Annotated in this window: 23 protein-coding genes; 10 read left to right on the top strand and 13 right to left on the bottom strand. The window is 63.8% G+C overall.

Features of this window, described 5'->3' with window-relative positions:
• Positions 1-27: 27 nt before the first annotated feature.
• The 3 genes from BM372_RS04075 to BM372_RS04065 form a co-directional block, all read right to left on the bottom strand.
• Positions 28-1,374, bottom strand: a complete 1,347-nt coding sequence (locus BM372_RS04075; RefSeq protein ID WP_090952172.1) for an enolase C-terminal domain-like protein — start codon at positions 1,372-1,374, stop codon at positions 28-30.
• Positions 1,375-1,464: 90 nt separating this feature from the next.
• Positions 1,465-2,652, bottom strand: coding sequence for a fumarylacetoacetate hydrolase family protein (locus tag BM372_RS04070; RefSeq protein WP_090952169.1), 1,188 nt, complete (start codon positions 2,650-2,652; stop codon positions 1,465-1,467).
• Positions 2,649-4,118, bottom strand: a complete 1,470-nt coding sequence (locus tag BM372_RS04065; RefSeq protein ID WP_090952166.1) for an aldehyde dehydrogenase (NADP(+)) — start codon at positions 4,116-4,118, stop codon at positions 2,649-2,651. Before BM372_RS04065 ends, BM372_RS04070 begins: the two co-directional genes overlap by 4 nt.
• A 176-nt stretch (positions 4,119-4,294) precedes the next feature.
• On the opposite strand from BM372_RS04065, the gene BM372_RS04060 reads away from it, so the two are divergent.
• Positions 4,295-5,050 (top strand): IclR family transcriptional regulator, encoded by a 756-nt coding sequence (locus BM372_RS04060; protein ID WP_090952163.1) that lies wholly within the window; start codon positions 4,295-4,297, stop codon positions 5,048-5,050.
• A gap of 43 nt (positions 5,051-5,093) precedes the next feature.
• On the opposite strand, the gene BM372_RS04055 is transcribed toward BM372_RS04060, so the two are convergent.
• A complete protein-coding gene (locus BM372_RS04055; RefSeq protein WP_090952160.1) occupies positions 5,094-6,308 on the bottom strand; it encodes an alpha-hydroxy acid oxidase in 1,215 nt (404 codons plus the stop codon).
• A 263-nt stretch (positions 6,309-6,571) separates the two neighbouring features.
• Between BM372_RS04055 and BM372_RS04050 the strand changes: the two genes are divergently transcribed.
• The 3 genes from BM372_RS04050 to BM372_RS04040 all read left to right on the top strand — a co-directional run bounded on the left by BM372_RS04050 (position 6,572) and on the right by BM372_RS04040 (position 9,847).
• Positions 6,572-8,050 carry an MFS transporter gene (locus BM372_RS04050; RefSeq protein WP_090952154.1) on the top strand — a complete coding sequence of 493 codons (1,479 nt, stop codon included), beginning with the start codon at positions 6,572-6,574 and terminating at the stop codon, positions 8,048-8,050.
• Positions 8,051-8,083: 33 nt separating this feature from the next.
• Positions 8,084-8,995, top strand: a complete 912-nt coding sequence (locus BM372_RS04045; RefSeq protein ID WP_090952151.1) for a dihydrodipicolinate synthase family protein — start codon at positions 8,084-8,086, stop codon at positions 8,993-8,995.
• A gap of 165 nt (positions 8,996-9,160) precedes the next feature.
• Positions 9,161-9,847 carry a GOLPH3/VPS74 family protein gene (locus BM372_RS04040; protein WP_090952148.1) on the top strand — a complete coding sequence of 229 codons (687 nt, stop codon included), beginning with the start codon at positions 9,161-9,163 and terminating at the stop codon, positions 9,845-9,847.
• A 9-nt stretch (positions 9,848-9,856) separates the two neighbouring features.
• Here BM372_RS04040 and BM372_RS04035 read toward each other — a convergent pair whose 3' ends face one another.
• Complete coding sequence (locus BM372_RS04035) at positions 9,857-10,180, bottom strand: hypothetical protein (RefSeq protein WP_090952146.1); 324 nt, start codon at positions 10,178-10,180, stop codon at positions 9,857-9,859.
• Between the two features lie 239 nt (positions 10,181-10,419).
• On the opposite strand from BM372_RS04035, the gene BM372_RS04030 reads away from it, so the two are divergent.
• Positions 10,420-10,821, top strand: coding sequence for a hypothetical protein (locus BM372_RS04030; RefSeq protein ID WP_090952141.1), 402 nt, complete (start codon positions 10,420-10,422; stop codon positions 10,819-10,821).
• Positions 10,822-11,568: 747 nt separating this feature from the next.
• Entirely contained in the window at positions 11,569-12,804 is a 1,236-nt protein-coding gene (locus BM372_RS04020; RefSeq protein ID WP_090952137.1) for an MFS transporter, read from the top strand.
• 91 nt (positions 12,805-12,895) lie between these two features.
• Here the strand turns inward: BM372_RS04020 and BM372_RS04015 are convergent, their stop codons facing one another.
• From BM372_RS04015 to BM372_RS03995, 5 genes are all read right to left on the bottom strand, one after another.
• A complete protein-coding gene (locus BM372_RS04015; protein WP_143111423.1) occupies positions 12,896-13,711 on the bottom strand; it encodes a hypothetical protein in 816 nt (271 codons plus the stop codon).
• 114 nt (positions 13,712-13,825) lie between these two features.
• Positions 13,826-14,749, bottom strand: coding sequence for a cytochrome b/b6 domain-containing protein (locus BM372_RS21215; protein ID WP_371261695.1), 924 nt, complete (start codon positions 14,747-14,749; stop codon positions 13,826-13,828).
• Positions 14,750-15,483: 734 nt separating this feature from the next.
• Positions 15,484-16,467, bottom strand: coding sequence for an electron transfer flavoprotein subunit alpha/FixB family protein (locus tag BM372_RS04005; RefSeq protein WP_090952128.1), 984 nt, complete (start codon positions 16,465-16,467; stop codon positions 15,484-15,486).
• A gap of 11 nt (positions 16,468-16,478) precedes the next feature.
• Positions 16,479-17,255, bottom strand: coding sequence for an electron transfer flavoprotein subunit beta/FixA family protein (locus tag BM372_RS04000; RefSeq protein ID WP_090952125.1), 777 nt, complete (start codon positions 17,253-17,255; stop codon positions 16,479-16,481).
• Between the two features lie 204 nt (positions 17,256-17,459).
• Positions 17,460-18,932, bottom strand: coding sequence for a purine-cytosine permease family protein (locus tag BM372_RS03995; RefSeq protein WP_090952120.1), 1,473 nt, complete (start codon positions 18,930-18,932; stop codon positions 17,460-17,462).
• Between the two features lie 268 nt (positions 18,933-19,200).
• Between BM372_RS03995 and BM372_RS03990 the strand changes: the two genes are divergently transcribed.
• Complete coding sequence (locus tag BM372_RS03990; RefSeq protein WP_090952117.1) at positions 19,201-19,506, top strand: hypothetical protein; 306 nt, start codon at positions 19,201-19,203, stop codon at positions 19,504-19,506.
• Positions 19,507-19,526: 20 nt separating this feature from the next.
• Here BM372_RS03990 and BM372_RS03985 read toward each other — a convergent pair whose 3' ends face one another.
• The 3 genes from BM372_RS03985 to BM372_RS03975 form a co-directional block, all read right to left on the bottom strand.
• A complete protein-coding gene (locus tag BM372_RS03985; protein ID WP_090952113.1) occupies positions 19,527-21,452 on the bottom strand; it encodes a transketolase in 1,926 nt (641 codons plus the stop codon).
• Between the two features lie 92 nt (positions 21,453-21,544).
• A complete protein-coding gene (locus BM372_RS03980; RefSeq protein ID WP_090952108.1) occupies positions 21,545-21,778 on the bottom strand; it encodes a DUF6480 family protein in 234 nt (77 codons plus the stop codon).
• A 123-nt stretch (positions 21,779-21,901) separates the two neighbouring features.
• Complete coding sequence (locus BM372_RS03975; RefSeq protein WP_090952105.1) at positions 21,902-22,627, bottom strand: GntR family transcriptional regulator; 726 nt, start codon at positions 22,625-22,627, stop codon at positions 21,902-21,904.
• A gap of 202 nt (positions 22,628-22,829) precedes the next feature.
• Between BM372_RS03975 and BM372_RS03970 the strand changes: the two genes are divergently transcribed.
• From BM372_RS03970 to manD, 3 genes are read left to right on the top strand one after another with little or no spacing between them, the layout of a single operon-like run.
• Positions 22,830-24,227 (top strand): MFS transporter, encoded by a 1,398-nt coding sequence (locus BM372_RS03970; protein WP_090952102.1) that lies wholly within the window; start codon positions 22,830-22,832, stop codon positions 24,225-24,227.
• A complete protein-coding gene (locus tag BM372_RS03965) occupies positions 24,224-25,249 on the top strand; it encodes an L-idonate 5-dehydrogenase (RefSeq protein ID WP_090952098.1) in 1,026 nt (341 codons plus the stop codon). Before BM372_RS03970 ends, BM372_RS03965 begins: the two co-directional genes overlap by 4 nt.
• Before the next feature lie 50 nt (positions 25,250-25,299).
• On the top strand, positions 25,300-26,511 hold the full coding sequence (gene manD, locus BM372_RS03960; RefSeq protein ID WP_090952095.1) for a D-mannonate dehydratase ManD: 1,212 nt from the start codon (positions 25,300-25,302) through the stop codon (positions 26,509-26,511).
• The last annotated feature ends 8 nt before the right edge of the window (positions 26,512-26,519 follow it).

Genomic DNA, 26,519 nt, shown 5'->3' with positions numbered 1-26,519 from the left:
CACGACTTGAGATTATTTATTAAGTTGTCATCGGACCGTTCCTGTTGCAGGCACGGATGCGCCCGTGACGGCGGCGCGGTCACCGACATCTAGCCAGCCGGCACCGCCGGGAAATTCCCACCGCGAGCGGGAAGCGCTCAGCATTTCGGCACCCGTGCCCGGCAGCTGCGGTGCGGCGTAGCGGCCGTTGACGATGCGGACCGGCTCGATGAAGTGCTCGTGGAGGTGGTCCACGTATTCGATCATGCGCCCGTCCTGGCTGCCGCTGACGGCCGCGTAGTCGAAGAAGGAGAAGTGCTGAACGAGCTCGCACAGTCCCACCCCGCCGGCGTGCGGGCAGACCGGCACGTTGAAGCGGGCGGCGAGCAGGAGGTTGGCAATGTTTTCGTTCACGCCGCCCACGCGGGTGGAGTCCAGCTGGAGCACGTCAATGGCGCCGGCCTGCAGCAGCTGCTTGAAGACAATGCGGCTCGCGACGGCCTCCCCGGTGGCGACGCGCACAGGGGCAACGCCCGTGCGGATCGCGGCGTGACCCAGGATGTCATCGGTGCTGGTGGGCTCCTCGATCCAGTAAGGGTTGAACTCGGCGAGCTGGTTGACCCATTCGATGGCTTCGGAGACTTCCCAGCGCTGGTTGGCGTCGATAGCGATGGGAAGATTGCCGACTGCCTGCCGTGCCAAGGCCAGCCGGCGGCGGTCATCCATGATGTCACCGCCCACCTTGAGCTTGATCATGGAGAACCCGTCGGCGACCGCTTCCTTACTCAGCCGGACCAGCTTCTCGTCGCTGTAGCCTAGCCAGCCGGGCGATGTCGTGTACGCCGGAAACCCGTCCGCTTTGAGGGCCGCGATGCGGGCGGCCTTGCCGTCCTCGCCGGCGCGCAGGATGTCGAGTGCCTGCTCCGGGCTCAAGGCATCCCGGATGTGGGTGAAGTCAACGACGTCGACGATTTCCTCGGCGGGCATCTCACTGAGCAGGAGCCATAGGGGCTTGTTTTCGCGCCGGGCGCGAATGTCCCAGAGTGCACTGACGAGCGCACCGCAGGCCATCTGGGTCACACCCTTTTCCGGGCCCAACCAGCGCAACTGAGAATCATGGATGAGGCGCTTGGATGCCCCGCCGAGGTCATAGATGAGTTCGTTGATATCGCGGCCGAGCAGGAGCTTGGCGTAGGCGTCGATCGCATGAGTGAGGATCTCGTTGCCGCGGCCGCAGCTGAAGATGAAGCCGTGGCCCTCGTCGCCCGCATCAGTGCGGATGACGACGTACGCGGCTGAGTAGTCCGGGTCAACGTTGACGGCGTCAGAGCCATCGAGCTCGAGGGACGTGGGGAAGCGCACGTCCTGGGTTTGGATGGAAATGATGGAAGGCACAGTTATCTTCTCTCTGGTCGGTTCAGTCAGCGGACGCAACGTGCGTACCGCGTCCGCGTCGGCAGGATGTTGCCTTTCAGCACGCCGCTTCTAGTTCAGCTGTAGTGGCGCGATCTCGGGATTCAGGCTGGCGAGGTAGGTGAACAGGGCCGTGATCCCGAAGGTCCATGGCTCCATATCCTCGGTCTTCTGTGTCCGGTTGATGAGCGAACCGAGCAGGGGGCTGCTGATCGTGACAAGGTCACCGTCCTTGTGAGTGAATCCCAGGCCTTCAGTATCGCGGTCCTGGGTGGGGGCGAACAGTGTTCCTGTGAAGAGCGCGAACCCGTCGGGGTACTGATGGTGCCTGCCATGCGCCGCGTGGATCAGTTCCTCGAAGGGGCGGCTGATGCGGGCAAGACTGTTCCTGCCTTCCAGCCGGTAACCGTCCTCTCCTTCCACCGTGAGCGTGATCTCTTCCGTCCGGAGCGAGTCCAGCGTGAAGCCGTCGTGGAAGAGCCGGATCAGAGGGCCGATGGCGCAGGAGGCATTGTTGTCCTTGGCCATGCCGAGCAGCAGGGCGCTGCGCCCCTCCACGTCCCGGAGGTTCACGTCGTTCCCCAGGGTTGCGCCCCTGGCCCGGCCGGCGGAGTCGAGGATAAGCACCAGCTCTGGCTCCGGATTGTTCCAGGAGGAAAAGCTGGGAATGCCTATGCCGGTTCCGTACCCAACGGAGGAGAGGACCGGGGCTTTTGTGAACACCTCAGGGTCCGGGCCGAGCCCGACTTCCAGGTACTGTGACCACATCCCCTGGGCCGTCAGTACTTTCTTGGCCTCCTGTGCCTGCTGGGATCCGGGTCGGAGGGAGCTCAAGCTGCCGCCGAGGACGTCGGCGACAGTTTTGCGGACTTCTGCGGCCCGGTTGAAATCACCGCCGCACCGCTCTTCGATGACCCTTTCGATCATGCTCTCAACAAACGTCACTCCGCAGGCCTTGATCACCTGAAGATCGATCGGGGCCAGCCAATGGGGCCTGGTGCGGTCCTGCTGGACCGACGCCTCGATGACTTCGGCCAGTTTCCAGCGCGGAGTGCCCATTTCGCGGAGCACAGTGTCCGCAGGGTTCTCATGTTCCATGAGTTCAGCGACGGTACGGACTTCGGGCGTCAGATCGAAAACTTCTTCACCCCGGACATGAACCACCCGCGGGCCCTGAGTGGCCGGGTCCCACACCCGGCCGATGAGGATCGCAGCCTCCGCGTCAACGGGAAGGATCTGCTGCGCCAATGCGTGGCTCATTTGCTTGCCTCCCCTGCAGCCGCGGACTCCCAGACGCCGTCAACCCGCCGGCGGATCCACCAGGGGTTGTCGTCCCGCAACGGTTCGGGCAACTGCGAGGGCGGGAAGGAGTCGTACGCGACGGGACGCATGAACCGGCTGATCGCTGCCGTGCCGACCGATGTTGTGGTGGCCGTGGTCGCGGGGTAGGGGCCGCCGTGGTGCTGCGCGTACGACACCGTCACCCCGGTGGGCCAGGCGTTCCAGAGCAAGCGCCCGGACCGTTCCCGCAGCACAGCAAGCAACGCCTTGACGTCCTCTTCGGGTTCCGCCTGGACGGTGGCCGTCAGCTGCCCGTCCAACAAGGCGGCAAGCTCCGCCAGATCAGTGCCGGGGGCGTAGCGGATGACCAGTGTCGCGGGGCCGAACATCTCCTGCTCCAAAATATCGGGCCGTTGCCGGACTTCCTCCGCAGAGGTCACAAGCACAGTGGGCCGGGGCGCCTCAGAGTCATCCCCGGCGACCAGCACGTCAACGCCCGGCGTCGAGCGCACGGCGTTCAGCGCCTTGTCGAACCCCTCCCGCAGCTTCGGGCTGAGCAGGGGGCTGACCTGCTTGCTGCTGAGCTCCCGGTGGAGGACTTCCGCGATGTCGTCGGCGTCCTCGATCGGGGCAAACAGCAGGCCGGGCTTGGTGCAGAACTGGCCCATGCCCATGGTGAACGATGCCACGTAGCCCGTCAGGATCTGCTCACGCCTTGCGCTCCACGCCGCCTGGGTGACAAAGACCGGATTGATGCTGCCCAGTTCGCCGTAGAAGGGAATGGGAGTGGGACGCCGGGAGGCCCGGTCGAAAAGCGCACGGCCGCCAGCTGTTGAGCCTGTAAATCCGATGGCCTTCACCAGCGGATGGTCAACCAGCGCTTCCGCCGCCTGGCGGCCCACGACGGTCGAGAAAAGCCCGGCCGGCGCCCCGGCCTTCTTGAGGGCTTCCTCAACGACCGCCCCGGTCCGGACAGCCAACTGCAGGTGCCCCTCATGGATCTTGTGCACCACTGCACATCCGGCCGCAAGCGCCGAAGCGCTGTCCCCGCCCATCACACTGAAGGCAAAAGGGAAGTTGGAGGCACCAAAAACGCCCACGACGCCGAGCGGTACGGAGAAGCGCCGGATATCGGGCCTCGGGCCCATGCCCCAGGACGGATCGGCGTGGTCGATGGTCGCGTCCAGGTGTTCCCCGTGGACAATTTCATCCATAAACAACCGAAGCTGGAAAACGGACCGCCGTAGCTCGAAGCGGAGCCGGCCCTCGTCAAGATGCGTTTCCTGTTGACCCAAGGCGACCAGCTCGTCGGCGTTGGCCTCCAAGGCCGAGGCAATTTCCGCCAACCAGTCCGCGCGCTGCCGCGGAGAGATCTCCTTGGCCTGCTTATAGGCATTGTGAGCGGCGACGATCTGGTCGTTGGCCTGCTCGGGTGTTGTGATCATGGCTCTGTTCCTTCCGGGGGCCTGTGGCCCGTAGGTTGACTGCTCTGCGCCGGGCGCCACGCTGCTGCATGAACGGTTGAACGGCGGCTTTCGTTCATTGTGCGAAATTTCGAACTTGAGTTGTAGAATGGATTCTCGGCCCTGGAAGATCCCGAGCCTAGAAAGAGGGTTTTGCTGTGGCACGTCTGACTCCCGCTGTCCTTCGGAGTCTCGATGTTCTGGAACTTTTTCTGGATGCCCGCCATGGGTTGACGGCTCCGGAAGTCGTCCAGCGGACAGGCCTTCCGCGGACCACGGTCCACGAGCTCCTCACTACGCTGGCCGAGCGCAGGTACCTCCGACGGGACGACACAACCGCCACCTACCACCTGGGGCTCAGCGTGTTCCGGCTGGGCAACGCCTTCGCCGAGCGGCTTGACCTGCATTCCGTTGGCCTGCGCGTTGCGGAGTCGGTCGCCCGGCAGTGCGACGAAACAGTGCATGTCGGAATTCTTGAAGGACCCGACGTCGTCTACGTCTGCAAAGTCGACAGCACCCAGTCCGTCCGGATGGTTTCCCGGATGGGCGGGCGGGTTCCGGCCAGTTGCACCGCCGTGGGCAAAGCACTCCTGGCGCATCTGCCGGAGGCCGAACGCAGCCGACTCTTGCGGAAGGGGCTGGCCAAGCTCACTCCCCGCAGCATTACGGAACCGCATGTGCTGGCGAACCAGCTCGACCAGATCCGTGCCAGCGGCGTGGCCTTCGAAGCGGGCGAGTCCAACCCGGACGTCTCGTGTGTTGCCGCTCCCATCCGGGACCACACCGGAGCGGTGGTGGCCGCACTCAGCATCTCGGTCCCCGATATGCGCTGGAACCAGCGTTCCCCCGCAGAGTGGGCCGCTTTTGCCTCGGAGGGCGCGGAACAGCTCAGCGCGGAGCTTGGTTACCCTTGACCTGGATGGGCCGGGACCGCGACGCCGGTGCGCGGCACCGGCGTTAGTCCACAAACGAGACATGTTCCCGGGTCACGCCAGCGGTCGTCTTTACACCCAGCAACTGCATGGACCTGACGTACTGGCCGCGAAGGATCTCCAGGGCGCGGGACACTCCTCGTTCGCCTCCGGCCATCAGGCCGTACAGGTACGCCCGGCCGACCATTGCCGCGTCGGCGCCCAGGCCGACGGCCGCCAGGATGTCGCTTCCGGACATCACGCCGCTGTCGATCAGCACGACAGGATCGGAGCCGAGGCGCTCGCGGACGACGGGAAGAATCCGCAGTACCGTCGGTGAGCGGTCCAGCTGACGGCCCCCGTGGTTGGAGAGCACGACGCCGTCGCAGCCGAGCTCCACGACACGCTCGGCGTCGGCCACGCTCTGGATGCCTTTGACCAGGAGTTTGTGGGGCCACACTGTGCGAAGCCACGCGATGTCCTCAAAGGTGAGTCCCGGGTCGAAGATCTGATCCGCGACTTCCGCAGAGTTGCCAGAAAAGCCGCGGAGCGATGCAAACTCGATCGGCGGGGTGGTCAGCTTGTCGAACCACCAGCTGGGGTGGGTAGCCATGTCGGCAAAGGTTTTGACGGAAAGTGCCGGCGGAATGGTGAGTCCATCGCGGAGTTCCCGCACCCGTGAGCCGCCGACTTGGGTGTCAACGGTCACCATGAGCACCTTGTAGCCGCTTGTGATGACCCGATCGATAAGTTCAACTGTTTTCGCCCGGTCTTTTGCCACATAGAGCTGAAACCAGTTGTTCCCGTCGGGTGCGGCTTCTGCAAGGTCCTCCACGGTTGTGGTCCCCACGGTGGACAGGGTGTACGGCACGTTGTACCGGGCAGCCACCCTGGCCACGGCCTTCTCGCCGTCATTGTGCATCATGCGGGTGTAACCCGTCGGCGCGAGTACCAGCGGGAAGGCCAACTGTCGGGCGAAAATCTCGGTTGTCGGATCAGGGCTCGATACGTCGCGAAGAACCGAGGGCACGAACTCGATATCCCGGAAAGCCTGGCGGCAGCGGGCGATCGTGATCTCCTCTTCGGCCGCTCCGTCCGTGTAGTTGAAAACGGCGCGCGGCGTGGTTTTTCTGGCACCGTCGCGGAGGTCAGCAATCGTGAAGGCCTGGGCGAGCCTGCGCTCGACCGGGTCCAGTTCCAGCTTGCGGAACTGCAGTAGCTCGCGCAGTTCAGACCATTTGGGTATTTGACGATCGTCCATTCGGTGCAACTCCTTCGTTGTTCGAAATTTAGTTTAGCGTCCTAAAGCTGGAACCGCGCAAGTGGCAACAGGGCTGAGGTCCTTGGTTAAGTTGCCCTAGTTTTTCCGGCGCTTTTCCGGCTCCTTGACGGACTTCGGTCAACATCCTTAGACTTCCAGGTGATCCCAGTCACTATGACCCGGGCTGCGGTTTAGCCGTCACTTCGATCAACGTTCGAAATTTAGAACACACAAAGCAGTGTGTCCACGAAAGGAATACGTCAATGACAGACGGTCCGGTTTCTCCCGTACAGGCGGGTAAAAAAGTCATCCTGCGCTCCGCCCAAGATGTGACAGCACTGATCAACAGCGGTCAACTGCGCACAGGTAAGTCCTTCGCCATCACCCTGATCGCGCTGGGCGGCATCTTCCTGGACGCTTACGACTTCACGTCCCTCGCGTTCGGCATGCCCTACATCGCCAAGGACTTCCAGCTGACCCCCGGCATGCTCGCCGTCGTCTCCGCATCGATCATGGTGGGTGCGCTGCTCGGATCCGTCGTCGGCGGATACTTTGTTGACAGGCTCGGCCGGTTCAAGGTCTTCATGGCTGACATGGTGTTCTTCGTCGTGGCCGCCATCGCCTGCGCCCTGGCCCCGGACGTCTGGACCCTCATCATCGCCCGCTTCATCATGGGCGTGGGCATCGGGGTCGACTTCCCGGTGGCCTTCAGCTTCCTCGCGGAATACGCGTCGAACAAGAAGAAGGGCGGCACGGTCTCCCTGTGGCAGCCCATGTGGTACGTGGCTGTCGCCTCGACCTTTGCGTTGCTGATCCCCGTGTACTTCCTGTTCCAGTCCATGAACTGGGGCGAAAACCACATGTGGCGGATCGTCGTCGGCTTCGGCGCCGTACCAGCCATCCTGATCATGATTTTCCGCCAGAAGTACATGGCGGAATCGCCCTCCTGGGCCGCGCAGAACCTCGGCCTCCACGAGGCCGCAAAGATCCTCAAGAAAACCTACGGCGTGGACGCCGAAGTTGCTCCGGACGCCGTGGACCCCCGCGCCGAGCGCAATCAGTTCAAAATGACGCTGACCGAGGCGTGGGGCAAGCTCGTCAGCAGGAAGTACCGCGCGCGCACGGTCCTCGCCGGTGTCATCAACGCGGGCCAGGCCATGGAGTACTACGCCGTGGGCTTCTTCGTCGGGCAGATTGTGCTGGCCATGCTGCACACCCAGAACGTCATGACGAACATCATTTCGTCCCTCATCCTCAACCTTTGCTTCGGTGTGACCGGTGGCTTCCTGGGAGCCAAGCTGTCCGGCAAGATCGGACCCCGCAAACTGTCGCTGTACGGATTCTGCGGCACCTTCCTTTGCATGGTCATCGCCGGCAACCTGAGCAACGTCGAGGGAATCTGGTCCTGGGTCGGTGCGATCGTCATTGGCCTGCTCATCTTCTGCCACGCTGCCGGACCCGGCGCCCAAGGCATGACGATGGCCACGATGTCCTACCCGACGTCGTTGCGTGGCGCCGGAACCGGCTTCACGCAGATCGGTATCCGCCTCGGAGCCGTTGCCGGACTCGTATTCTGGCCGCTCGCCACCGCGGCGTGGGGCACCCGGGCGCTGCTCGTCCTCGCCGTCGTCCCGGCAATTGCCATCGTGGTCATCCTCGTCAACAAATGGGATCCGCACGGCCGCGACGTTGACGCCGAAGACTACGAGACGGAGCTGGCGCCCGCGCTGGCCAAGTCCTGACATGACACTTAAGAGCAAGGAAAACACCACACTATGAGCGTCATCAAGGGCGTAATGCCAGTAGCGCCCACCATATTCACTGACGAGGAGGAACTGGACCTCGAAGGCCAGCGCCGGGTGGTGGACTACCTGGTGGACGGCGGCTCCGACGCCGTCTGCATTCTCGCCAACTACTCCGAACAGTTTTCCCTGACGGACGAAGAGCGCGAGCTCGTCCTGACGGCGACCCTGGAACAGGCCGCCGGCAGACTCCCGGTATGCGTCACGACCAGCCATTTCAGTTCCCGTATCGCCCGTGACCGAAGCCTCCGTGCCCAAGAATTGGGCGCCTCGCTGGTCATGCTCATGCCGCCCTTCTTCGGTGCCACCATGAAGGTCGACGACGAGGCGGTTCTGGAATACTTTCGGCGCGTGTCGGATGGCGTGGAAATCGACATCATGATTCAGGATGCACCGATGAGCCCCACGGCGCTATCCGTACCGCTGCTGGCACGCCTGGCCCGGGAGATACCCCAGATCAAGTACGCCAAGATAGAAACAGCACAGGCAGCGGACAAGCTGCGTGCTCTTATAGCGGCAACGGGTAATGACCTGCCCGGCCCTTTCGACGGCGAGGAAGCGATCACCCTCATCCCCGACCTGGAGGCCGGAGCCCAAGGGACGATGAGCAGCTGCATGGTTCCGGATGAGCTAGGCCAGATTGTCAGGGATTTCCACTCCGGCGAACGAGACAAAGCAGTCCGACAGTGGGAAGAACTGCTCCCGTTCATCCACTTCGAAAACCGCCAGTGCGGGCTCCGGGCGACAAAAGTGCTGATGAAGGAGGGCAACATCATCGGCAGCGACAAGACTAGGGCGCCGATAGGGGAACTCCACCCCGACACGCGTTCGCAACTCGTCGAACTGGCGAAACGGCATGATCCGCTCGTCCTCCGCTGGGCCTAAAAACCACGATGTGAGCGGACGACGGCGGGAGGTCCCGCCGTCGTCCGCTCACTCGGGCCACAAGCTTTTGGAAGCGGTTCGCCAGCGGCAGGGCCACGTAGACGCGGACATGGACGCTTGTAGAACCTCATTGTGGCGACTGCTCAACCGCGACACCATGTTCGTATGAACGCTGAAATGCCGATGGTGGCGGAGCTGAACCTTCCCCAGGCCTTCCTCCTTCTCGCAACGAACGACCAAGACGGCACACCCGAGGTGCCGATGTACGCACTCAGGACCACTTTGGCAGGGGCAATATTGGCCGAGCTGGACCTGATCGGTGCAATCGGGCTGCAGGGCAAGCGCGTCAGGGCTACCGGAACCGCCCCGCAGACGGATTTCCAGCACGAGCTCGAGCTCATCCGTGGCAAATCTCGGCCCCACACTCCCAAGCGGTGGGTCTCCATGCTGGAGGGCCGCGCCGAGGTGCAGCGTGTCTATGAGGGGTTGGCGGCACTGGGCATCGTGGAACATGTCGGCGAAAGACACCTGGGTCTGTTCCGGACCGTGCGGTACCCGGAGAAGGACCACGCTCCGGCGGCGGCGCTCCTGAAAAAGATCCAAGCCGCCCTCAGCGCAGCCCCATCCGATGCCGGGACGCCTGATTCGACGGGGACCGATGCCGGGACGCCTGATGGCAGGACCACAGCGCTGATCGCCCTGCTTCAGGCTGCCGGGCTGCTCAGCAAGCTCGTGCCGGCGGCAGACAAAATTCGGGCAAGCGAGCTGGCAAAGGACTATTGGCCTTCCCACGCGGTGGAGGACGAACTGCGCATGATCAGGCTGGCGGAGGAAGAAGAACCAGGCATATGAGGGCCGGCCCTAGGTGTTGAGACCCCAATGGACTCGGATTGCCTCTGCAATTCGGCCAGCGGTGACGTCGACCCGGAAAGCAACGGGTGCGGTCCCTGTCTCTTCGATGATCGTGTCACGATACACGCGGCCGCATGACGGACATAGGGTGTGGAGGTCCTCATCCTCCGGCCATTTGGCCAGCCCGGCGGGGATAGGGGTGTTCCCTCCGCTGTGAACGGGAATGCCTTGTGAGTTGCACTGAATCAATCCGTTTTGGCCGACAGTGTTGCCGCATACGCAGGTGATGGTGGTGACATCATGGTCGATGACATCGGCGGTTTCAGTGTCCATGACGAGCTCCCCGGCGTGGTTGGGACGTTCTTTATTAGCCTATGCCTACGGAGGGGCCAGATGGTCGCCTTGGCAATCAAATAACGTCCGCAATCGTGCGCCCTACTTCTGTCCCGGCCACGTTGACATTGCTAACAAGCTGGGGACCGGCATGCTGTATTCCTGCGAGGTGTGCGGGCTGTGGTTTTCATCCATATGCTTGGTGAGTTGGCAGAGCTGATCATCAGAAAGGCGTGACCATGAGCGAAGAGAATTTTCCGGACGAAGAACTTGAGGTTGTCCAGGACGACGACATCCTGCTGGACGAGACCCCAGGCGCAGCTTCATCCTTGGAGCTCGACCCTGTTTCGGGAGAGCCGGATAGCTATCCCGGGGCCGCTGAAAACAACCCGGACCGGTGGCAGGAGGATCCGTTGCTGCAAGAGGAGGCCGTTTCCGGAGAGGAAGAGGACTTCCTTAGTGAACAGAGCCTGCGCGATGAAACGTACGGAACGACGGACGTGCCGACCATCGATGAGGCAGCTGCCGACGTGGACTTCGGGGAAGTGCCAACAGGTGAGGAAGCGGACGGCAGCGACGACGAGTCGAACTTCGGCGGGTCTCCGCTGAGCGAGTTCGACCCCGACGATCTCGAAAACTAACTTTCACGGATAGTGCTTGCCGGAGCGGACGTATGCTCCGGCAAGCACTATCCAGGGACTCTTGTAAAAAAGTGGAATATCCGACGCTAAGACTTTTGCCGGGCGTCGTAGTGGCCTGTATTTGCTGCGATACGTCCTACTCACCGCACCCGGTGACCGCAGAACCAAGCTGGACGCCAAAACACTGCAGGGCAAAGCAGCACAAGCCCGCAATCTGCCCCCGGGCTTGAGTCGTATTCATGAACCCGAGCAAGCCGTGAAATACGCACTTCGCGCGCTCGGCCGCCGCGTCTTTGACCTGTCCGCTCAGATCAACGCGTTGGATAAGCACCTGACCCAGCTGGTCTTCGCCGTAGCGCCAAACACCCTCGCGCTACCCCAGGTCGGCCCGGTCAGCCCCCTCTGCCGGGTGGCGCCGATCCCGGTCTCCTCCGGCAAGTCCCCCGCATGCGCCTCCAGCGGGGAGGGAATCGACAGGCCACAGGATCATTTATCTCATCGCCATCTGCCGACTTCGCTAGGACCCGAAATCCCAGGCCTACCGCGACCGCAAACGGACGCCGCAGCTTCGCCACAGCCGACAACCAATGAGCAGCGCCTAAATTGTTCGTATAACGAACATTTGTACGTCCAATGAACGTCAATGTACTCTGGTTGGCGGTAAAGCATGCCGTAGGTCACGTCTGCCTGTGACAGGACTCTCAAGCGGCTGCCGCTTCCATTTTTTCCCTAATCAATGAGGATTCCATGACAACTTCTCCCTCCGCCCTCCCGTCACGATGGCCTGTGTGGCTTTGCTGGCTGGCAATGGTCCTGGACGGCTTTGACCTCGTGGTGCTAGGCACCGTCATTCCCACTCTGATCAAGACGGGTGAACTTGGCTTTGACGCAGTAGGCGCTACATTCGTCGCAACAATCTCGCTTGTAGGAGTCGGTTTGGGGGCGCTCTTTATTGCCCCGCTCTCAGACCGTCTCGGTCGCCGGAACCTGCTGGTTGCATGCGTTCTCTGGTTCTCGATTTTCACCCTCGCGGTGATGTGGGCTCCTAACGTGGCCGTCTTTGGTGCTTTCCGGCTCTTGGCCGGGGTCGGGCTTGGGGCTTGCCTGCCGGCCGCCCTTGCCTACATGAACGACTATGCCCCGGCAGGTTCAGCCGGCAAGTCAACCACCCGCACGATGACCGGGTACCATGCGGGGGCGGTGGCGACGGCCTTCCTTGCATTGATAGTCATTCCAGACTGGCGCATCATGTTCCTGGTGGGAGGCGTTTCAGGTTTAGTCCTCCTGCCGTTCCTGTGGTTCAAACTGCCGGAGACCTTGCCGGCTGCCAGGACTGCCAGGGCGGAGGAACAGACCGGTTTCCGGGATCTGGTCAAGAAGCCCTACCCTCTGGTCGCCACGGCGATCGCTGCGGCGTCATTCATGGGGCTGCTGCTGGTATACGGTTTGAATACCTGGCTTCCGCAGCTTATGGCTTCGGCCGGATATCCCGTCAGTGCAGGGCTCTCGCTGCTCCTGGTCTTGAATCTTGGCGCCGTTGCCGGCCTCATTGTCGCTGGCGTCTTGGCGGACAGGCACGGGACCAAACCCATCGTGTTGCTTTGGTTTGGTCTTTCGGCGGTTTGCCTCGCCCTCTTGAGCGTCAAGGTTGACAACGCGGTCCTGCTAAACGCCCTCGTCTTTGTCACGGGAGTGTTTGTCTTCAGTTCCCAAGTACTCGTTTACGCCTGGGTCAGCCAGTTGTTCCCGGCCCGCCTGCGCGCAACGGCACTCGGATTCGCTGCCGGTGTCGGGCGCGTGGGCGCAATTGCAGGACCTGCCGTGACAGGCGGGCTGGTCGCAGCCGGTATCGCTTACCCGTGGGGGTTCTACATCTTCGCAGCAGCCGGCGCTCTCGCCGTGGTTGCCCTGGTGGCGGTCCCGCACTCCGTTGCCAACACCAACGCGGTGGCCAACACCAGCGTGGACGCCACGGCTCGCTAGGTCCGGCGCCCGACGGCGTCACATGCTCGGGTGGCATGTGACGCCGTCGTTGGATACCGTCGGTTCGGCGTTCGGTAACTCATCTTCGCCATCACGGTGCGGGCTGCTCGGTCGATCCCGGATCCGAGGAGGTCTCCGGCTCCGAGGTCTGTGCCGTTTCGGGGACAGGCTCCGGGCTCTGTTCGGTTTCGGGGGCGATGTCCGCCGGCGTGGTGGCGGTTGATTGGTCGGCTCCCGGCGCTTCAGTTCCGGCCGGGCCGCTGTCCCCGCTACTGGGGCTATTGTCCGTAGTCAGACCACCTTCTGTGTGAGCGCCTTCCGGGGTTTGCCCAGGCGGTTGCTCGAGGTTCTTTGCCGCTTCGTCTGTCTTGACAGAGGCAGTCGGACTGCCGCTCAGTGCTTTGCCCAGCGTGGTGGTGTGCTCGGCCGCACCGCCGTCGATGCCCGACGTCGACGAGACAAGGCTGGAGATGGGTTGATTGGTTCCGAATTCGACCGCCGTGACACCGACCATCGCGATAACGAATGCGGCAGCACTGACCGCCCCGACCCTGATCCAGGTCTTGCGGGTGAACTGCCTCCTGACCCGTTTGGCTCGAGGTTCGCTCTCGGCCGGGGCGCTGGCGGCCAGCACCTGTCCGTCGTCAGCGGGCAGGCCGCCCCTGCCTCGCTGGGGGATTTTCTTCATTGCCACAGTGGCGGCCGAACTGAGTGTTCGGGCATAGAGAGCGGCGCCCACCGTGGCAACGACAGAGCCGAGTGCGGCGCCGATAAGCGTCCCGGCAACGCCCAGAAAGGACCCCACCAAGGCAGAGGTCACCGCGGCCAAAGCCGAACCTATAGTCTGGGTGCCACTTAATCCGAGGAACTGTTTCGGCTTGTCGTCGGCAGCGGAATCTACAGGCATATACACACGCATTTCAATCAGGGGAATGTTACGAATAGATAACGTTACCAGATTGCCGGACAGCTCTACGAGTTCATCTGCTCCCCGTGATCCTCCCTGTGTAGGCGGTGAAGCCTAGCGGGTGCTCACCTGACCGAACAGCTTCGCGATCGGCGCGAGTATGAGCGGGCGGGCGGCGTACCACCCGGCCGCGGTGATGGCGATTGCGGCCGCGAAGAGCCAGAACCCAACCCAGTTCACCGCGTCAGTGCCGCCGAACATGTGGTTCAGGTTGCGCAGCGCACCGGTCGCGAACACCAAGAACACGTGGATGAGAATGAACAGCACGAAGAACAGCATCGTCGGGAAGTGAATCGCGCGCGCAACCTCCACCGGGTAGATCTTGTTCAGCCTCTTCGCGTCCTTCGGCCAAAACTCGCTCATGCGCACACCCGTGATCGCCGCGAGCGGGGCAGCGATGAACACCACGAGGAAGTACATGAGCTGCTGCAGGCTGTTGTAGTTCACCCAGCCTGTCTCAACGGGCCAGTCGAGTGTCATGTACTGCAGGAGCGCGGAGAGCGCGTTCGGGAACGCCTCCCAGCTGGTCGGGACGATTCGCATCCAGCGGCCGGAGGCAAACAGCAGCACCACAAAGATGAGGCCGTTGACCAGCCACAAAATGTCGAGCGACTGGTGCAGCCACAGGTTGATGCTGATCTTCTTGCCACCGCGCTTCGGCGTCCAGAACGCCGGCGGCTTCTGCTCTGTGCGCACCTGGTAGCCGGAGCGAATGATGAGCACCATCAGGAAGATGTTCAAAAAGTGCGTCCACTGCGCCCACCACGGGAAGCCGGGCTCAGTTGCATCGGGCAGGTCATAAGCGCCCGGGTACCTCGCGAGGAACTCCGGCACGCCCGGCAGCGTGGTCACACCGCGTGCGGCGAGCACGAGAATCGCGGCGGCTGCCACGGCGCCGGCCGCGAGGAGCACGATGAGTTTGATCCACTGGCCCCGGGTGCGCGAACCGTAGAGCCTTGCCTCGGCCTTTGGGGTCACGGGCTTTTCAGCGGGGACGGACGGCGCCGCCGATGTTGGGGCAGCTGTGACCGTGAGTGCACTCGCGGTCGCCGACGGCTCCGCCTCCGCAACGGACTCCACCACGCTGGTGGACGGGGCATGGGCCTGGACAATGCGTTCGGGCGCTGCCTGCACGACCGGAGCAGCAGCGGCCACCGGAGCAAGCCCAGCCGGCGGCCACGGTTCACCACCGGGGACACGGGGAAGCCCGCGTCGAAGGGAGGTGGCTCCCGTCGTCAGCGTGGCGGGTGCGGCGTGTGCGGTGGCCGGAGCAGCTGCGGGCGACGTCGCTGCCGGCGCTTCTTGAGAAGCAGCATCTGCGGCCAGCGCTGGCGCGGCGGGTGCGGCAGGAGACCGGGACAGGGCCGCCACTGATACCGGAGCCTCGCCCTTTGGCGGCCAAGGCTCGCCGCCCGGCACACGCGGCAGGCCGCGGCGAAGCTGCCGAGCGGCCGCGGCGGCCGTCCTCACTGCAGGGGCAGGAGCGGACAACGCCGTGCCGCCCTGTGCCGTTTCCTGGGCAGCAGCGGGGGCGGAGGGCACGGCGTCCGCTGGCGCGGCGGTGACTGATCCAGCTCCGGAAACGGACACCGACGGGGCTGCCGTTCCTGCCGTGACAATGCGTGCGGGCGCCAGGCCTGCTGGAGGCCAGGGGTCACCACCTTCGACGCGCGGCAGGCCCCGCCGGATAGACCGAGACTGAGCTGCCATCACTACTTCTTCCGGGCCTCAAGTGCGCTAATCAGCTGGGGTACAACCTTGAAGACGTCTCCGACCACACCAAAGTCGGCGATCTCGAAGATCGGCGCGTCTGAATCCTTGTTGATGGCCACGATGGTCTTGGCGGTCTGCATGCCAGCCCGGTGCTGAATCGCGCCGGAAATGCCCAGCGCGATATATAACTGTGAAGACACAGAAACGCCGGTCTGGCCGACCTGATGCGACGGCGGGATGAAGCCGGCATCCACGGCCGCACGCGAAGCGCCAACGGCAGCCCCGAGTGTATCGGCGAGCTGTCCGACGAGGGCGAACTGTTCCTCCGACCCAAGCCCGCGACCACCCGCGACAACCTTCGCGGCACCACGCAGCTCCGGCCGCGAGTTAGCGGCAACAGCCTCCTCGAACGAGTCGATCCGCGCGGCGGGCTTCTGGGAGCGCGTCACTGCCAAGGTCTCCGACACCTGCGGCCGAGCCGTGGCACGCGCGTCGATGGAGCCCTGGCGAATCGTAATTACCGGTGGCCCAAACGTGGCTGTTGACGTCACATTGTAAGCACCGCCGTAAACGGAGTGGTGTGCCACGACGCCCTCGTCATCGCGTGACACACCGATTGCATCGGCACAAATCGCTGCACGCGAACGGGCAGCGTAACGGCCCGCAACGTCGCGCCCATCCACAGAATGCGAAATCAGGACCGCGTCTGGCTGCACCTGCTCCGCAGCGGCGGCAAGCGCGTCAACGCTCGGCACTCCGAGCGCGGAAGGATCCGGGGTCTCGGCGATCAGTACGTGCGCGGCACCAAGGAGCGCGGCCTCCGCGGCGGCGGCGCTCCCGGCGCCGGGTGAGGCAAGCACCAAAGCAATTGGCGTGCCAACCGCAGCAGCAGCGCCGACAAGCCCGGGTGCCGCTTTCTCGAGCTCACCGGAAGCCAGGGTCTCCACGACGACGAGGATTGCGTCACGAGCGAATTCAGTCATGTCGTTACTCCTTACGCCAGTCGGTTTTCTATAAGGAACTCAGCGAGCTTCTCGCCGGCGTCGCCCTCGTCAATGATCTTTACGCCCGCCGCGCGCGGCGGCTTCTCCGCAACGGTCAGCATGATCGAACGCGCCGCGTCCGGGTTGTCTGCCGTGACCCCGAGGTCCGCGAGGGTAAGGACCTCAAGGGGTTTCTTCTTCGCGGCCATGATTCCCTTGAAGTTTGGGAAGCGCGGCCCGGGAAGCGCCTCGGTAATGGAGATCACCGCGGGCAGGTTCGCTGTTACCTTCTGCACGCCGGATTCAACGCCCCTGGTGCCAGACACCGCGCCGTCGCTGATCTCTACGGCGCTGAGGCCGGTAGCATGCGGCACGTCAAGCAATTCTGCAAGCATCGCGGGAATCATGCCGCCGGATCCATCGGTGGAGACATTGCCGGTGATCACCAGGTCAAACTCAACGCGACGGATCGCTGCGGCGAGGGTTTCAGCGGTCAGTCCAAGATCCGCACCCAGGAGCGCTTCGTCAGAGACATGGATCGCGCTTCCCGCGCCCATCGCAAGCCCCTTGCGTATCGTCGCCGTTGCGCCCGCGGGAGCGAGGGAGAGGATTGCGACCTCAGTGCCCTCGTTAGCGTGAGCGTACTTCAGTGCCAGCTCCAAGGCCCGCTCACCGATCTCATCAAGGACTGCCTCGCTGGCTTCTCGATCGGCAAGGCCTGTTTCGAGGTTCAGTTTTCGGTCCCCGTACGTGTCGGGGACCTCCTTGACAAGGACGATAATCTTCATCGATGGCTCTTCCTGTGGCGGGCTCGTCTCCATAGGGGAGACATGCCGAGTCTCCACTGAGTCTACGAAAGTGGGGCCCTTCTTGCCTGACTGAGCCCGTGTCGTGAATTGAGGCCCTCGCGAGCGGAGACCGTCCAGGTGCACGGCTTCTGCGGCTGGACCGTCTCCGGGCTTGTTAGAAGTGCCCTACGAGAGGCTGAAGTTTCAGAAGACGACCTCGGTCTCCGGCCGCACCGGCGTCTGCGCTGCTTCCTCGTCCCGGGGGTAGATCATCTGCGCCGGGGGATTGGAGGTCCGTTTGGCCAGCGGGTAGTAGACCAGAGCAGTCAGGACAAGCCCGACCAGCCAGGAAATGTCCGCGCCGCCGAGCAGCTCGGTCATCGGCCCGGTGTAGAGCGTCTGGGCGAGGAACGGAATCTGGACCACAATGCCGAGTGCGTAGGTGGCAAGTGCAGTGACATTCCAGCGTCCGTAGCGCCCGTCCAGATCGTAGAGGGCAGGGATATCGACCTTTTCCTTGGAGATGAGGTAGTAGTCGACAAGATTGATGGAGCTCCACGGGATGAACACCATCAGCAGCAGCAGCACGAAGTTCTTGAAGTTGGAGATGAAGTCGGGCGAGGCCAGCACTGCGATGACAACCGACACCCCGATGAAGCCGACCACGTAGGCGAACCTGGTCCAGGTCGCCACAGTGGATTTCCGGGTGAAGGCGGTGATGGACGTCAGCATGGTCATGTAGCCGCCGTAGGCGTTCAGGGTGTTGACGGTCAGTTTACCGACCACAATGACGAGATAGATGACGACGGCGATCAGACCGCCGCCGCTGAGGTTGCCGAGGAAGGCGACCTGGCCGTCCAGGAACCGTGCTCCCTTGGGCAGTGCGAGCGCAGCGAACAGGGCACCAAGAGTCATTGACCACTGTGAGCCGAGGACCGTTCCCAGATAGGAGGAGCGGAAAGTGCTCGCCATGCTGGTCTTCGCCGGCAGGTAACGGGAGTAGTCCGCAACGTACGGTCCGAAGGTCAGCTGCCAGCCGGCGCCCAGCGAGATGGCCAGCAGGAACGTGGGGAACTCGAACTGAGCGTCGCCGAGTACCGCGCCGATGTCGTAGCTCGCGAAGAGCCGGATGCCCAGGTAAGTGAAGCCCACAACGCCCACGATGGTCGAAATGCGGCCCAGGAGGTGGATGTACTTGTAACCCAGGGTTGCGACGAGCACCGTCAGTGCACCGAAGATGACCATCCCCACGGCGGGCGTTCCGGTGTGCAGGATCTGATCGACGGCCTGGCCGGCGAGAACGGTGCCCGTGGCGGCGAAGCCGAGATACATGATGATCACCAAGATCAGCGGAATAACGGCTCCGAGGATGCCGAACTGAGCCCTGCTGGAGATCATTTGCGGAAGACCCAGGCGCGGCCCCTGGGCGGCGTGCAGTGCCATTACTGCACCACCTAGCAAGTTGCCGATGAACAGGCCCAGGATGGCCCAGAGCGCGTCGGCGCCGAAGAGCACCGCCAATGCGCCGTCCACGATCGCGGTGATCTGCATGTTCGCACCAAACCAAAGCGTGAACTGGTGGAAGGGGGAACCGTGCCGTTCCCGTTCGGGAATGAAGTCAATGGAGCGGCGCTCCACGCGCGGCCCGCCCGTCCCCGATGCTGTTTTCGCCTGCATTGCGTATTCCTTCTATCGGAACTAAAAAGTGTCTCCCCGTGGGGCCGCTTCCATCAGAGCATGACGCAGATCACAGGAAAGGCCGTGCGCGCCAGTTTTTGTCCGGTATACCGGACACGCTCCACAAACTACGGTTCAGCTCGTTCGCCTAGAAGTGCCGCGGCGAAGGCGATCCCGCCGGCCAACCGCGGCCACGATAGAGCCCTACCGGGATGACGCCGGACGGCCTATGGTGGTCCTGCACACACCACGAGGGAAGGGAACAACGATGTTCACCCTGCAGATCAGCTATCCCGTGCGGGACTATGGGGAATGGAAGAAAGTCTTCGACACCGATCCGGCAGGCCGCGCCGCCTCGGGCGCCCGGTCTGTCCGGGTGTTCCAGGATACTGACGACCAGAACAGTGTGGCCGTGCACCTTGATTTCGACACCAAGGACGCGGCGACCGCCTTTCTAGAACGGCTGCGCAGCCAGGTGTGGGATAGACCGGAGGTGATAGGGCAGTTGATGTCGGCATCGCCGACGGCCAAGATTCTGGAGGAGGTGGCCCGCGAGGGTAAGGCCGCGGGCTGACAGCTTGGAATCCGGTTGTCCTAGGACAATTGGCCAGGAAGAGCAAAGCCATCAGTGCCTATGAGGGTCCCTGCCTCAACCAGGCGCCGGGCCGCCTCGGCGATATGTTCGGCGTCGATGCCTGCCCAGGCGAGGAGCTCCTGCCCGGTTCCGGAACCGGGCATGCCACGGACGGCCAGGTGCGCAATGGACAAATCACTCGGTGGTGCCATCAGCAATGCATCCTTGACCGCTGATCCCAGGCCGCCCTCCGGGTGGTGGTCTTCGGCGATGATGACGCGGCCCTGTGTCTCGCCGGCGGCGGTGAGCAGCGTTTCTACGTCGATTGGCTTGATGGAGTAGCAGTCGATGACCCGCGCCTGGATTCCTCCAGAACGGAGGATGTCTGCCGCCTTGAGCGCTTCATGAAGGGTGATCCCCGCCCCGATGAGGGTGACGTCGTCGTTGTCGGAGGACCTCAGGAGCTTGGAGCCGCCGACCGGGAACTGCTCGGCAGCGCCGTACAGAACGGGATAGGCGCCGCGGGTGGTTCGGAGATAGCTGATGCCGGAGGTTTCCGCCATGCCTTGCACAAGGGCAGCTGTGCTGGTGGCGTCGGCAGGGTAGAGGACAGTCGAACCATGCACGGCCCGGAACATCGCCAGGTCCTCCAGCGCCATCTGGGATGGACCATCGGCGCCAATCTCGACGCCGGAGTGAGAGCCGCAGAGACGAAGATCGGCGCCGGAGATGGAACCCATGCGGATGAAGTCGTAGGCGCGGGTGAGAAATGCCGCAAAGGTGGAGGCGAAGGCTTTATATCCCCTGGTGCTGAGTCCTGTTGCGGCGGCGATGAGCTGCTGCTCGGCGATGTACATTTCGAAGAACCGGTCGGGGAATGCTTTCGCGAATTCGTCGGAATGGGTCGAATTGCTGACCTCGCCGTCCAAGGCAACAACGGTGGGATCGTTCGCCCCGAGTGCTGCCAAAGCGTCGCCGTAGGCTTTGCGCGTGGCGACCTTTTCGCCCGTTTTATAGCTTGGAAGGGTTGTGCCGGGAGCGTCGATGCCTGCTTTTGACCCCTCTTCTGGAAGAGGGCCCCGCAAGGTCAGCATTCTTTGACCGCCGAGTTCTGCAATAGCCTTCTCGGCCATGTCGGGCGGGAGGGGTTTTCCATGCCAGTCCGGGCTGTCTTCGATCTCGGCGAAGCCTTTGGCCTTGATGGTCTTGGCGAGGATGACCACGGGCTTGCCTTCGGGTGCTCCCGCCGCGGTGGAGAAGGCCTCGTCAATCGTGCTGAGATCGTGGCCATCGATGATTACGGCCTGGGCGCCGAAGGCTTGGACCCGCCGAGCGTATGACTCCATGTCCCAGCCGAGTTCGGTTGGGCCCCGCTGTCCCAGCCGGTTTACGTCGACGACGGTGATTAAGTTTGTGAGGCCGTAATGGGAGGCCTTGTCCAAGGCTTCCCAAATGGAGCCTTCCGCCATTTCGCTGTCGCCACACAGCACCCACACCCGGTAGGGGAGCCGGTCAAGGTATTTCCCGGCGAGGGCGACGCCTACGCCGTCGGGAAGTCCCTGCCCCAGCGAACCCGTAGCGAAATCTACCCAGGGCAGTGCCGGCGTCGGATGGCCTTGCAGGCGCTGGCCGAAGCGGCGGTAACCGGTCATGAGCTCGTCATCAGAGACGACGCCGACGGCCTTGAAGACGGAGTACAGCAGGGGAGAGGCATGGCCTTTCGAGAAGATCAGGTGGTCGTTGGCGTCCAGGTCCGGCTTGTCCCAGTCATAGCGCAGATGACGGCTGATGAGGACGGCCAGAAGATCCGCGGCAGACATGCTCGACGTCGGGTGCCCGGATCCGGCGGACGTGCTGGACCGGATGGAGTCCACCCGGAGCTGCGCAGCGAGTTCAGCGACCATGGAGAGGTCGGCGCCGAAGTTTTCCTGGTGTGCCGAGGGCATGGCGGTGTCCTTCGTCGGTGGAACTTTGCTGGACCCCTGCAGGGTGCCCCCGGGAGGGGGAGTGAGTCAAGAGTCTTCGGTCTCAGCCACGCCTAATCGAGGATTCCCACGATGTAACCGATGAAGTACAGCAGCGACAGCAGGACTACTAGTGCGATGCCAGCCATCCAAAGGATCTGGGTGCCTTTCTTCGGGCCCTGCTCCTCATGACCCTGCGGCCCGGCCGTCGAGGCTTCGCCCGGAGGGGTCTCGCCCGGCGGCACTCCGCCACCCGGCTCCAGGCCAGTGATCTTGTCGTCTTCCGGGTCCGGATTGCTTCCTGACATATTCACTCCTTGATCGCAGTGCAGATGCTTTGATCAGGGTAACGGGCAGCGGTAGTCGGGCCTAGGCCCTCCGGCAGGTCAGACTCCGCCCGGCCGTTTCGGACATCATCCCTAGGCGTGCGACTAGGCCAGCCGTGCGACGTTCCGCCGGACCGGCCTGCGTGCGGTGCCGTCCGAAAAAAGGTCGGGCGAGGACGCCTGGATCCGCTTGACGTCATCGAAGACGCCGCGCAGGTGGAGCCGCAGGGAGCTGTCCGCCTCCGCGAGATCCCGGGCCTCCAACGCATCGACTACGGCGGTGTGCTGCTCGATCAGGGTGGACACCGGCCTGGTCTCCAGCAGGCTCATCCGGCGGGCCCGGTCCAGGTGGGCCTTGGCGGAGTTGACGGCAGCCCAGGCAGATTCGTGGCCGGCCAGCCGCAGAAGTTCACGGTGGAAGTCTTCGTCCAGCCGGAAGAATTCCTCCACATCACCGCTTGACTCGGCGTCAGCCTGTGCCCGCAGAATGTCCCGCAGGCCCGCAATGCCCGCACCGTCAACGGCAAGGTCCCGCAGCGAAGCGCATTCAATGGCTTCCCGGACGAACTGGGCCTCCGAGACACGCCCCAGATCCACCAGGGAGACGAATGACCCTATCTGCGGAAAGACCTGGACCAGCCCTTCCTCGCGGAGCAGGATGAGGCTTTCGCGGACCGGGGTCCGGCTGACGCCGAGTTCCTGCGCCAGCTCGTTCTCGGAGAGCGGCTCGCCCGGGGGCAGCTGCAGTGAGATGATGCGGCGGCGAAGCGTCTCGAGCGTCTGATCCCGCACCGAGAGCCGGGGGGCTGCGCTTCTTTTGTCCGTGGGCATATCTCATTCTAGCGTTGTTGACACACTAGAATGGTAGTGCTTGTATGGTAGTAGAAATTGAAGTGCTGCCGGTCACTTTATGGCCGCTGGCCCTGCATCAGCCAACAAGCGCAGGAAACCAGCCCCCAGCTGCCAGCTACCCGCCGTTATCCCAATGCTCTACCCTTCCCGTTCGAAAGCATCGCCTGCAAAGGAGCAACTGATGACCGAAAGCATTGCGCCGCCCACCACCCAGGTGGAGTCCCGGAACACCCGCGACCTCGCCAAGGTGGCCGTCTCCGGCTGGCTGGGCACCGCCATGGAATTCATGGACTTCCAGCTCTACTCCCTGGCCGCGGCCATTGTCTTCAACAAGATCTTCTTCCCGGACGTCAGCCCCGTGATCGGTCTTATCGCCGCCATGGCCACGTACGGCGTGGGCTATGTGGCCCGCCTCTTCGGCGCCATCTACTTCGGCCGCATGGGGGACCGGATCGGCCGCAAGAAGGTTCTGTACATCACCATCGCCCTGATGGGGGCCTCCACCACCCTGATCGGCGTTCTTCCCACCTACGCCATGGTGGGCATCTGGGCCCCCATCCTGCTGGTGGCGCTCCGCCTCGTCCAGGGCTTCGGCGCCGGCGCCGAAATCGCCGGTGCCACCGTGATGCTTGCCGAATTTGCCTCGGCACGCCGCCGCGGCCTCATCTCCTCACTGGTCTGCCTGGGCACCAACTCTGGCACCCTCGCCGCGTCGGCGTTGTGGGTCATCCTAGTGAGCTCACTGTCCCAGGAACAGCTGTTGAGCTGGGGCTGGCGCATTCCGTTCCTGGCCAGCTTCGTGATCATGCTCTTCGCCCTCTGGATCCGTCGCTCCCTCAAGGAAAGCCCCGTGTTCGAGCAGCGCGCCGACGTCGTTGACGGCGTGGCCCTGTCCAAGGACGAGGTCGCCAAGCGCTCGGCGGCAGCGGCTCCCGAACTGGCCGGAACCAGCACCATCGAAGCCGCCCTGCACCAGCGCAAAGGCAAGTCCTTCCTGATCGCCCTGGGCCTGCGCTTCGGCCAGGCCGGCAACTCAGGTCTGGTGCAGACCTTCCTGGTCGGTTACCTCGCCACCGTCCTGCTCACCGATAAGGGCGTGGGCACCAATGCGATCTTGTATGGCTCGCTCGTTGGCTTCGTCACCATCCCGCTCGTTGGCTTGCTGGGTGACCGGTTCGGCCGCCGGCCGCTGTATCTGACGCTCAGCGCCCTGACGGCTGTGTACGCCATCCCGATGATGCTGATGATCACCAGCGGCAACCCGGCAGTGATCACCATCGCCATGGTCATCGGCCTGAACCTCGGCGTCCTGAGCCTGTTCTCCATGGAAAGCGTCACCATGGCCGAGTTCTTCGGAGCCCGCACCCGCTTCACGCAACTGGCCCTCGCCAAGGAAATCGGCGGCATTCTCGCCACCGCCATCGGCCCGCTGCTCGCCGCGACGCTCACCGCCGTCACCGGACACTGGTGGCCGCTCGCAGCGATGCTCATCGGCTACTCCCTGATCACCCTGATCTCCGCCGCCGTCGGGCCCGAGGTCCGCGGCCGCGACCTGGTCCGCCTGGAAGACGCAGTATGAAAGCCGTCGTTGTCCACGGAGCCAACGATCTGCGCGTGGACGAGCGGCCTGAGCCTGTCGCCGGACCTGGCGAGGTAGTGCTCGACGTCGAATGGGGCGGCATCTGCGGATCCGACCTTTCGTACTGGCGCCACGGAGCCTCGGGGACGGCGGCGCTGAAGTCGCCGCTGGTCCTCGGCCACGAGGTGGCCGGCCGGATCGCCCAGCTGGGCGATGGCGTCGAAAACCTCGAGGTCGGCCAGCCCGTCACGGTGCATCCCGCCGAACTGGTGGGGGACGGCATCATGCCGGAACGCCTCCACGGCAGGACGAACCTCTATCCCCGGATCCGCTACTTCGGTTCGGCGGCGTTCGACCCGCACACCGACGGCGGATTCAGCGAGCGGAAGCTTGCCAAGGCATCCCAGATCCGTCCGCTGCCGGACGGGGTGGACACCCTCCGCGGGGCGCTCGCGGAACCTCTCGCCGTCGCTCTCCACGCCGTGGGCCGGGCGGGTTCGCTCGCCGGCCGCGACATTCTGGTCAACGGAGCCGGACCGATCGGCTCGCTCGTGATCGCTGCGGCGAAGCATGCCGGTGCCAGGACCGTCATCGCCGCGGACATCAACGACGACTCGCTGCGGATTGCCAAGGCCATGGGTGCCGACGAGGTCCTGAACGTCGGAAACGGCGGGGCACTGCCGGAGGACATGGAACTGGTGTTTGAGGCCACCGGGATCCCGGCCGTCCTGGGCGGCGTTCTGAAAGCCACTGCCCGCGGCGGAACTCTTGTCCAGGTGGGCAACCTGCCTGGCGCCCCGGCCCCGGCCGCCTTGGGTGACCTGGTCACCCGGGAGATCACCTGGATCGGCTCGTACCGGTTCGTGGATGAGATCACGGACGCCCTCCGGGCGATGGCCGAAGGGCTCGATGTCTCCCCGGTCATCACGCATAAGTTCGGCATCGACGACGCCGAAGAGGCCATGCGCGTCGCGGTAGACCCGGCCTCCGGAAGCAGCAAGGTCATGCTCCGCCTCTCCTGACCCGACTACTCGAATAATTCCCACCTCACCCTGAAGTAAAAGGACCACCAGTGAAGATCACCGACGCACGGGTAGTGGTTTCGTCACCCGGACGGAACTACGTCACGCTCGTAATTGAAACCGCGGACGGCATCACCGGCGTCGGCGACGCCACCCTTAACGGGCGCGAGCTGGCAGTAGCCTCCTACCTGGCCGACCACCTGTGCCCTCTGCTGATCGGCCGCGACGCCCGCCGCATCGAGGACGCCTGGCAGTACTTCTACAAGGGTGCCTACTGGCGCCGCGGACCGGTGACCATGACGGCGATCGCGGCCATCGACGTCGCGCTCTGGGACATCAAGGGCAAGGCCGCCGGCATGCCCGTCTACGAACTCCTCGGTGGAGCGGCGCGCGAGGGCGTCATGGTCTACGGCCACGCCAGCGGTTCCACCCTGGAGGACCTGAGTGAGGACTTCCAGCATCACCTGGACCTCGGCTACAAGGCGATCCGTGCCCAGGCGGCCGTTCCGGGGCTGGACAAGACCTACGGCATCGCCCCCGTGGACGGGAAGCTCTACGAGCCGGCCAGCGGCAACGTCCCGCAGGAAGACACGTGGGAGACCACCGCCTACCTGGACTTCGCACCGAAGATGATGGCCCATGTGCGGGAGCAGTTCGGCTACGGCGTCCATGTCCTGCACGACGTGCACCACCGGCTGACCCCGATCGAGGCCGGACGGCTGGGCGCGTCGCTGGAAACGTACCGGCCGTTCTGGATCGAGGACCCCACGCCGGCCGAGGACCAGTCTGCGTTCCGGCTGATCCGCCAGCACACCACCACCCCCATTGCGGTGGGCGAGGTGTTCAACTCGATCTGGGACTGCCAGCAGCTCATCACCGAGCGGCTGATCGACTACATCCGCACCTCCGTCTCGCACGCCGGCGGCATCACCCACCTGCGCCGCATCTTCTCTCTCGCGGACCTCTACGGCGTGCGCTCCGGCTCCCACGGCGCGGGCGACCTCTCGCCGGTTTCCTTCGCCGCCGCTCTGCACGTGGACATGAGCATCCCGAACTTCGGCATCCAGGAATACATGGGGCACCGGGATCCGGCGGGCGAGGTGTTCAAGACCTCCTACACCTTCAACGACGGCTACATGCACCCCGGCGACGCTCCCGGCATCGGCGTTGAATTCAACGAAGAAGCTGCCGCCGCATACCCGTTCGACCCGAAGTACCTGCCCGTCAACCGGCGGCTCGACGGATCGGTGCACGACTGGTGAACGCCGCG

The sequence above is a fragment of the Arthrobacter sp. ov118 genome, from assembly GCF_900116495.1.
Classification (GTDB): domain Bacteria; phylum Actinomycetota; class Actinomycetes; order Actinomycetales; family Micrococcaceae; genus Arthrobacter.
Note: the sequence above shows the minus strand (reverse complement) of the source record. Positions and strands in the feature narration are given on the sequence as shown.

Coding starts and splice junctions, on each gene's coding strand:
- BM372_RS04070 (WP_090952169.1), bottom strand. CDS start 2,652: ATGAGCCACGCATTGGCGCAGCAGATCCTTCCCGTTGACGCGGAGGCT.
- BM372_RS04065 (WP_090952166.1), bottom strand. CDS start 4,118: ATGATCACAACACCCGAGCAGGCCAACGACCAGATCGTCGCCGCTCAC.
- BM372_RS04055 (WP_090952160.1), bottom strand. CDS start 6,308: ATGGACGATCGTCAAATACCCAAATGGTCTGAACTGCGCGAGCTACTG.
- BM372_RS04050 (WP_090952154.1), top strand. CDS start 6,572: ATGACAGACGGTCCGGTTTCTCCCGTACAGGCGGGTAAAAAAGTCATC.
- BM372_RS04045 (WP_090952151.1), top strand. CDS start 8,084: ATGAGCGTCATCAAGGGCGTAATGCCAGTAGCGCCCACCATATTCACT.
- BM372_RS04040 (WP_090952148.1), top strand. CDS start 9,161: ATGAACGCTGAAATGCCGATGGTGGCGGAGCTGAACCTTCCCCAGGCC.
- BM372_RS04035 (WP_090952146.1), bottom strand. CDS start 10,180: ATGGACACTGAAACCGCCGATGTCATCGACCATGATGTCACCACCATC.
- BM372_RS04030 (WP_090952141.1), top strand. CDS start 10,420: ATGAGCGAAGAGAATTTTCCGGACGAAGAACTTGAGGTTGTCCAGGAC.
- BM372_RS04020 (WP_090952137.1), top strand. CDS start 11,569: ATGACAACTTCTCCCTCCGCCCTCCCGTCACGATGGCCTGTGTGGCTT.
- BM372_RS04015 (WP_143111423.1), bottom strand. CDS start 13,711: ATGCCTGTAGATTCCGCTGCCGACGACAAGCCGAAACAGTTCCTCGGA.
- BM372_RS04005 (WP_090952128.1), bottom strand. CDS start 16,467: ATGACTGAATTCGCTCGTGACGCAATCCTCGTCGTCGTGGAGACCCTG.
- BM372_RS04000 (WP_090952125.1), bottom strand. CDS start 17,255: ATGAAGATTATCGTCCTTGTCAAGGAGGTCCCCGACACGTACGGGGAC.
- BM372_RS03995 (WP_090952120.1), bottom strand. CDS start 18,932: ATGCAGGCGAAAACAGCATCGGGGACGGGCGGGCCGCGCGTGGAGCGC.
- BM372_RS03990 (WP_090952117.1), top strand. CDS start 19,201: ATGTTCACCCTGCAGATCAGCTATCCCGTGCGGGACTATGGGGAATGG.
- BM372_RS03985 (WP_090952113.1), bottom strand. CDS start 21,452: ATGCCCTCGGCACACCAGGAAAACTTCGGCGCCGACCTCTCCATGGTC.
- BM372_RS03980 (WP_090952108.1), bottom strand. CDS start 21,778: ATGTCAGGAAGCAATCCGGACCCGGAAGACGACAAGATCACTGGCCTG.
- BM372_RS03975 (WP_090952105.1), bottom strand. CDS start 22,627: ATGCCCACGGACAAAAGAAGCGCAGCCCCCCGGCTCTCGGTGCGGGAT.
- BM372_RS03970 (WP_090952102.1), top strand. CDS start 22,830: ATGACCGAAAGCATTGCGCCGCCCACCACCCAGGTGGAGTCCCGGAAC.
- BM372_RS03965 (WP_090952098.1), top strand. CDS start 24,224: ATGAAAGCCGTCGTTGTCCACGGAGCCAACGATCTGCGCGTGGACGAG.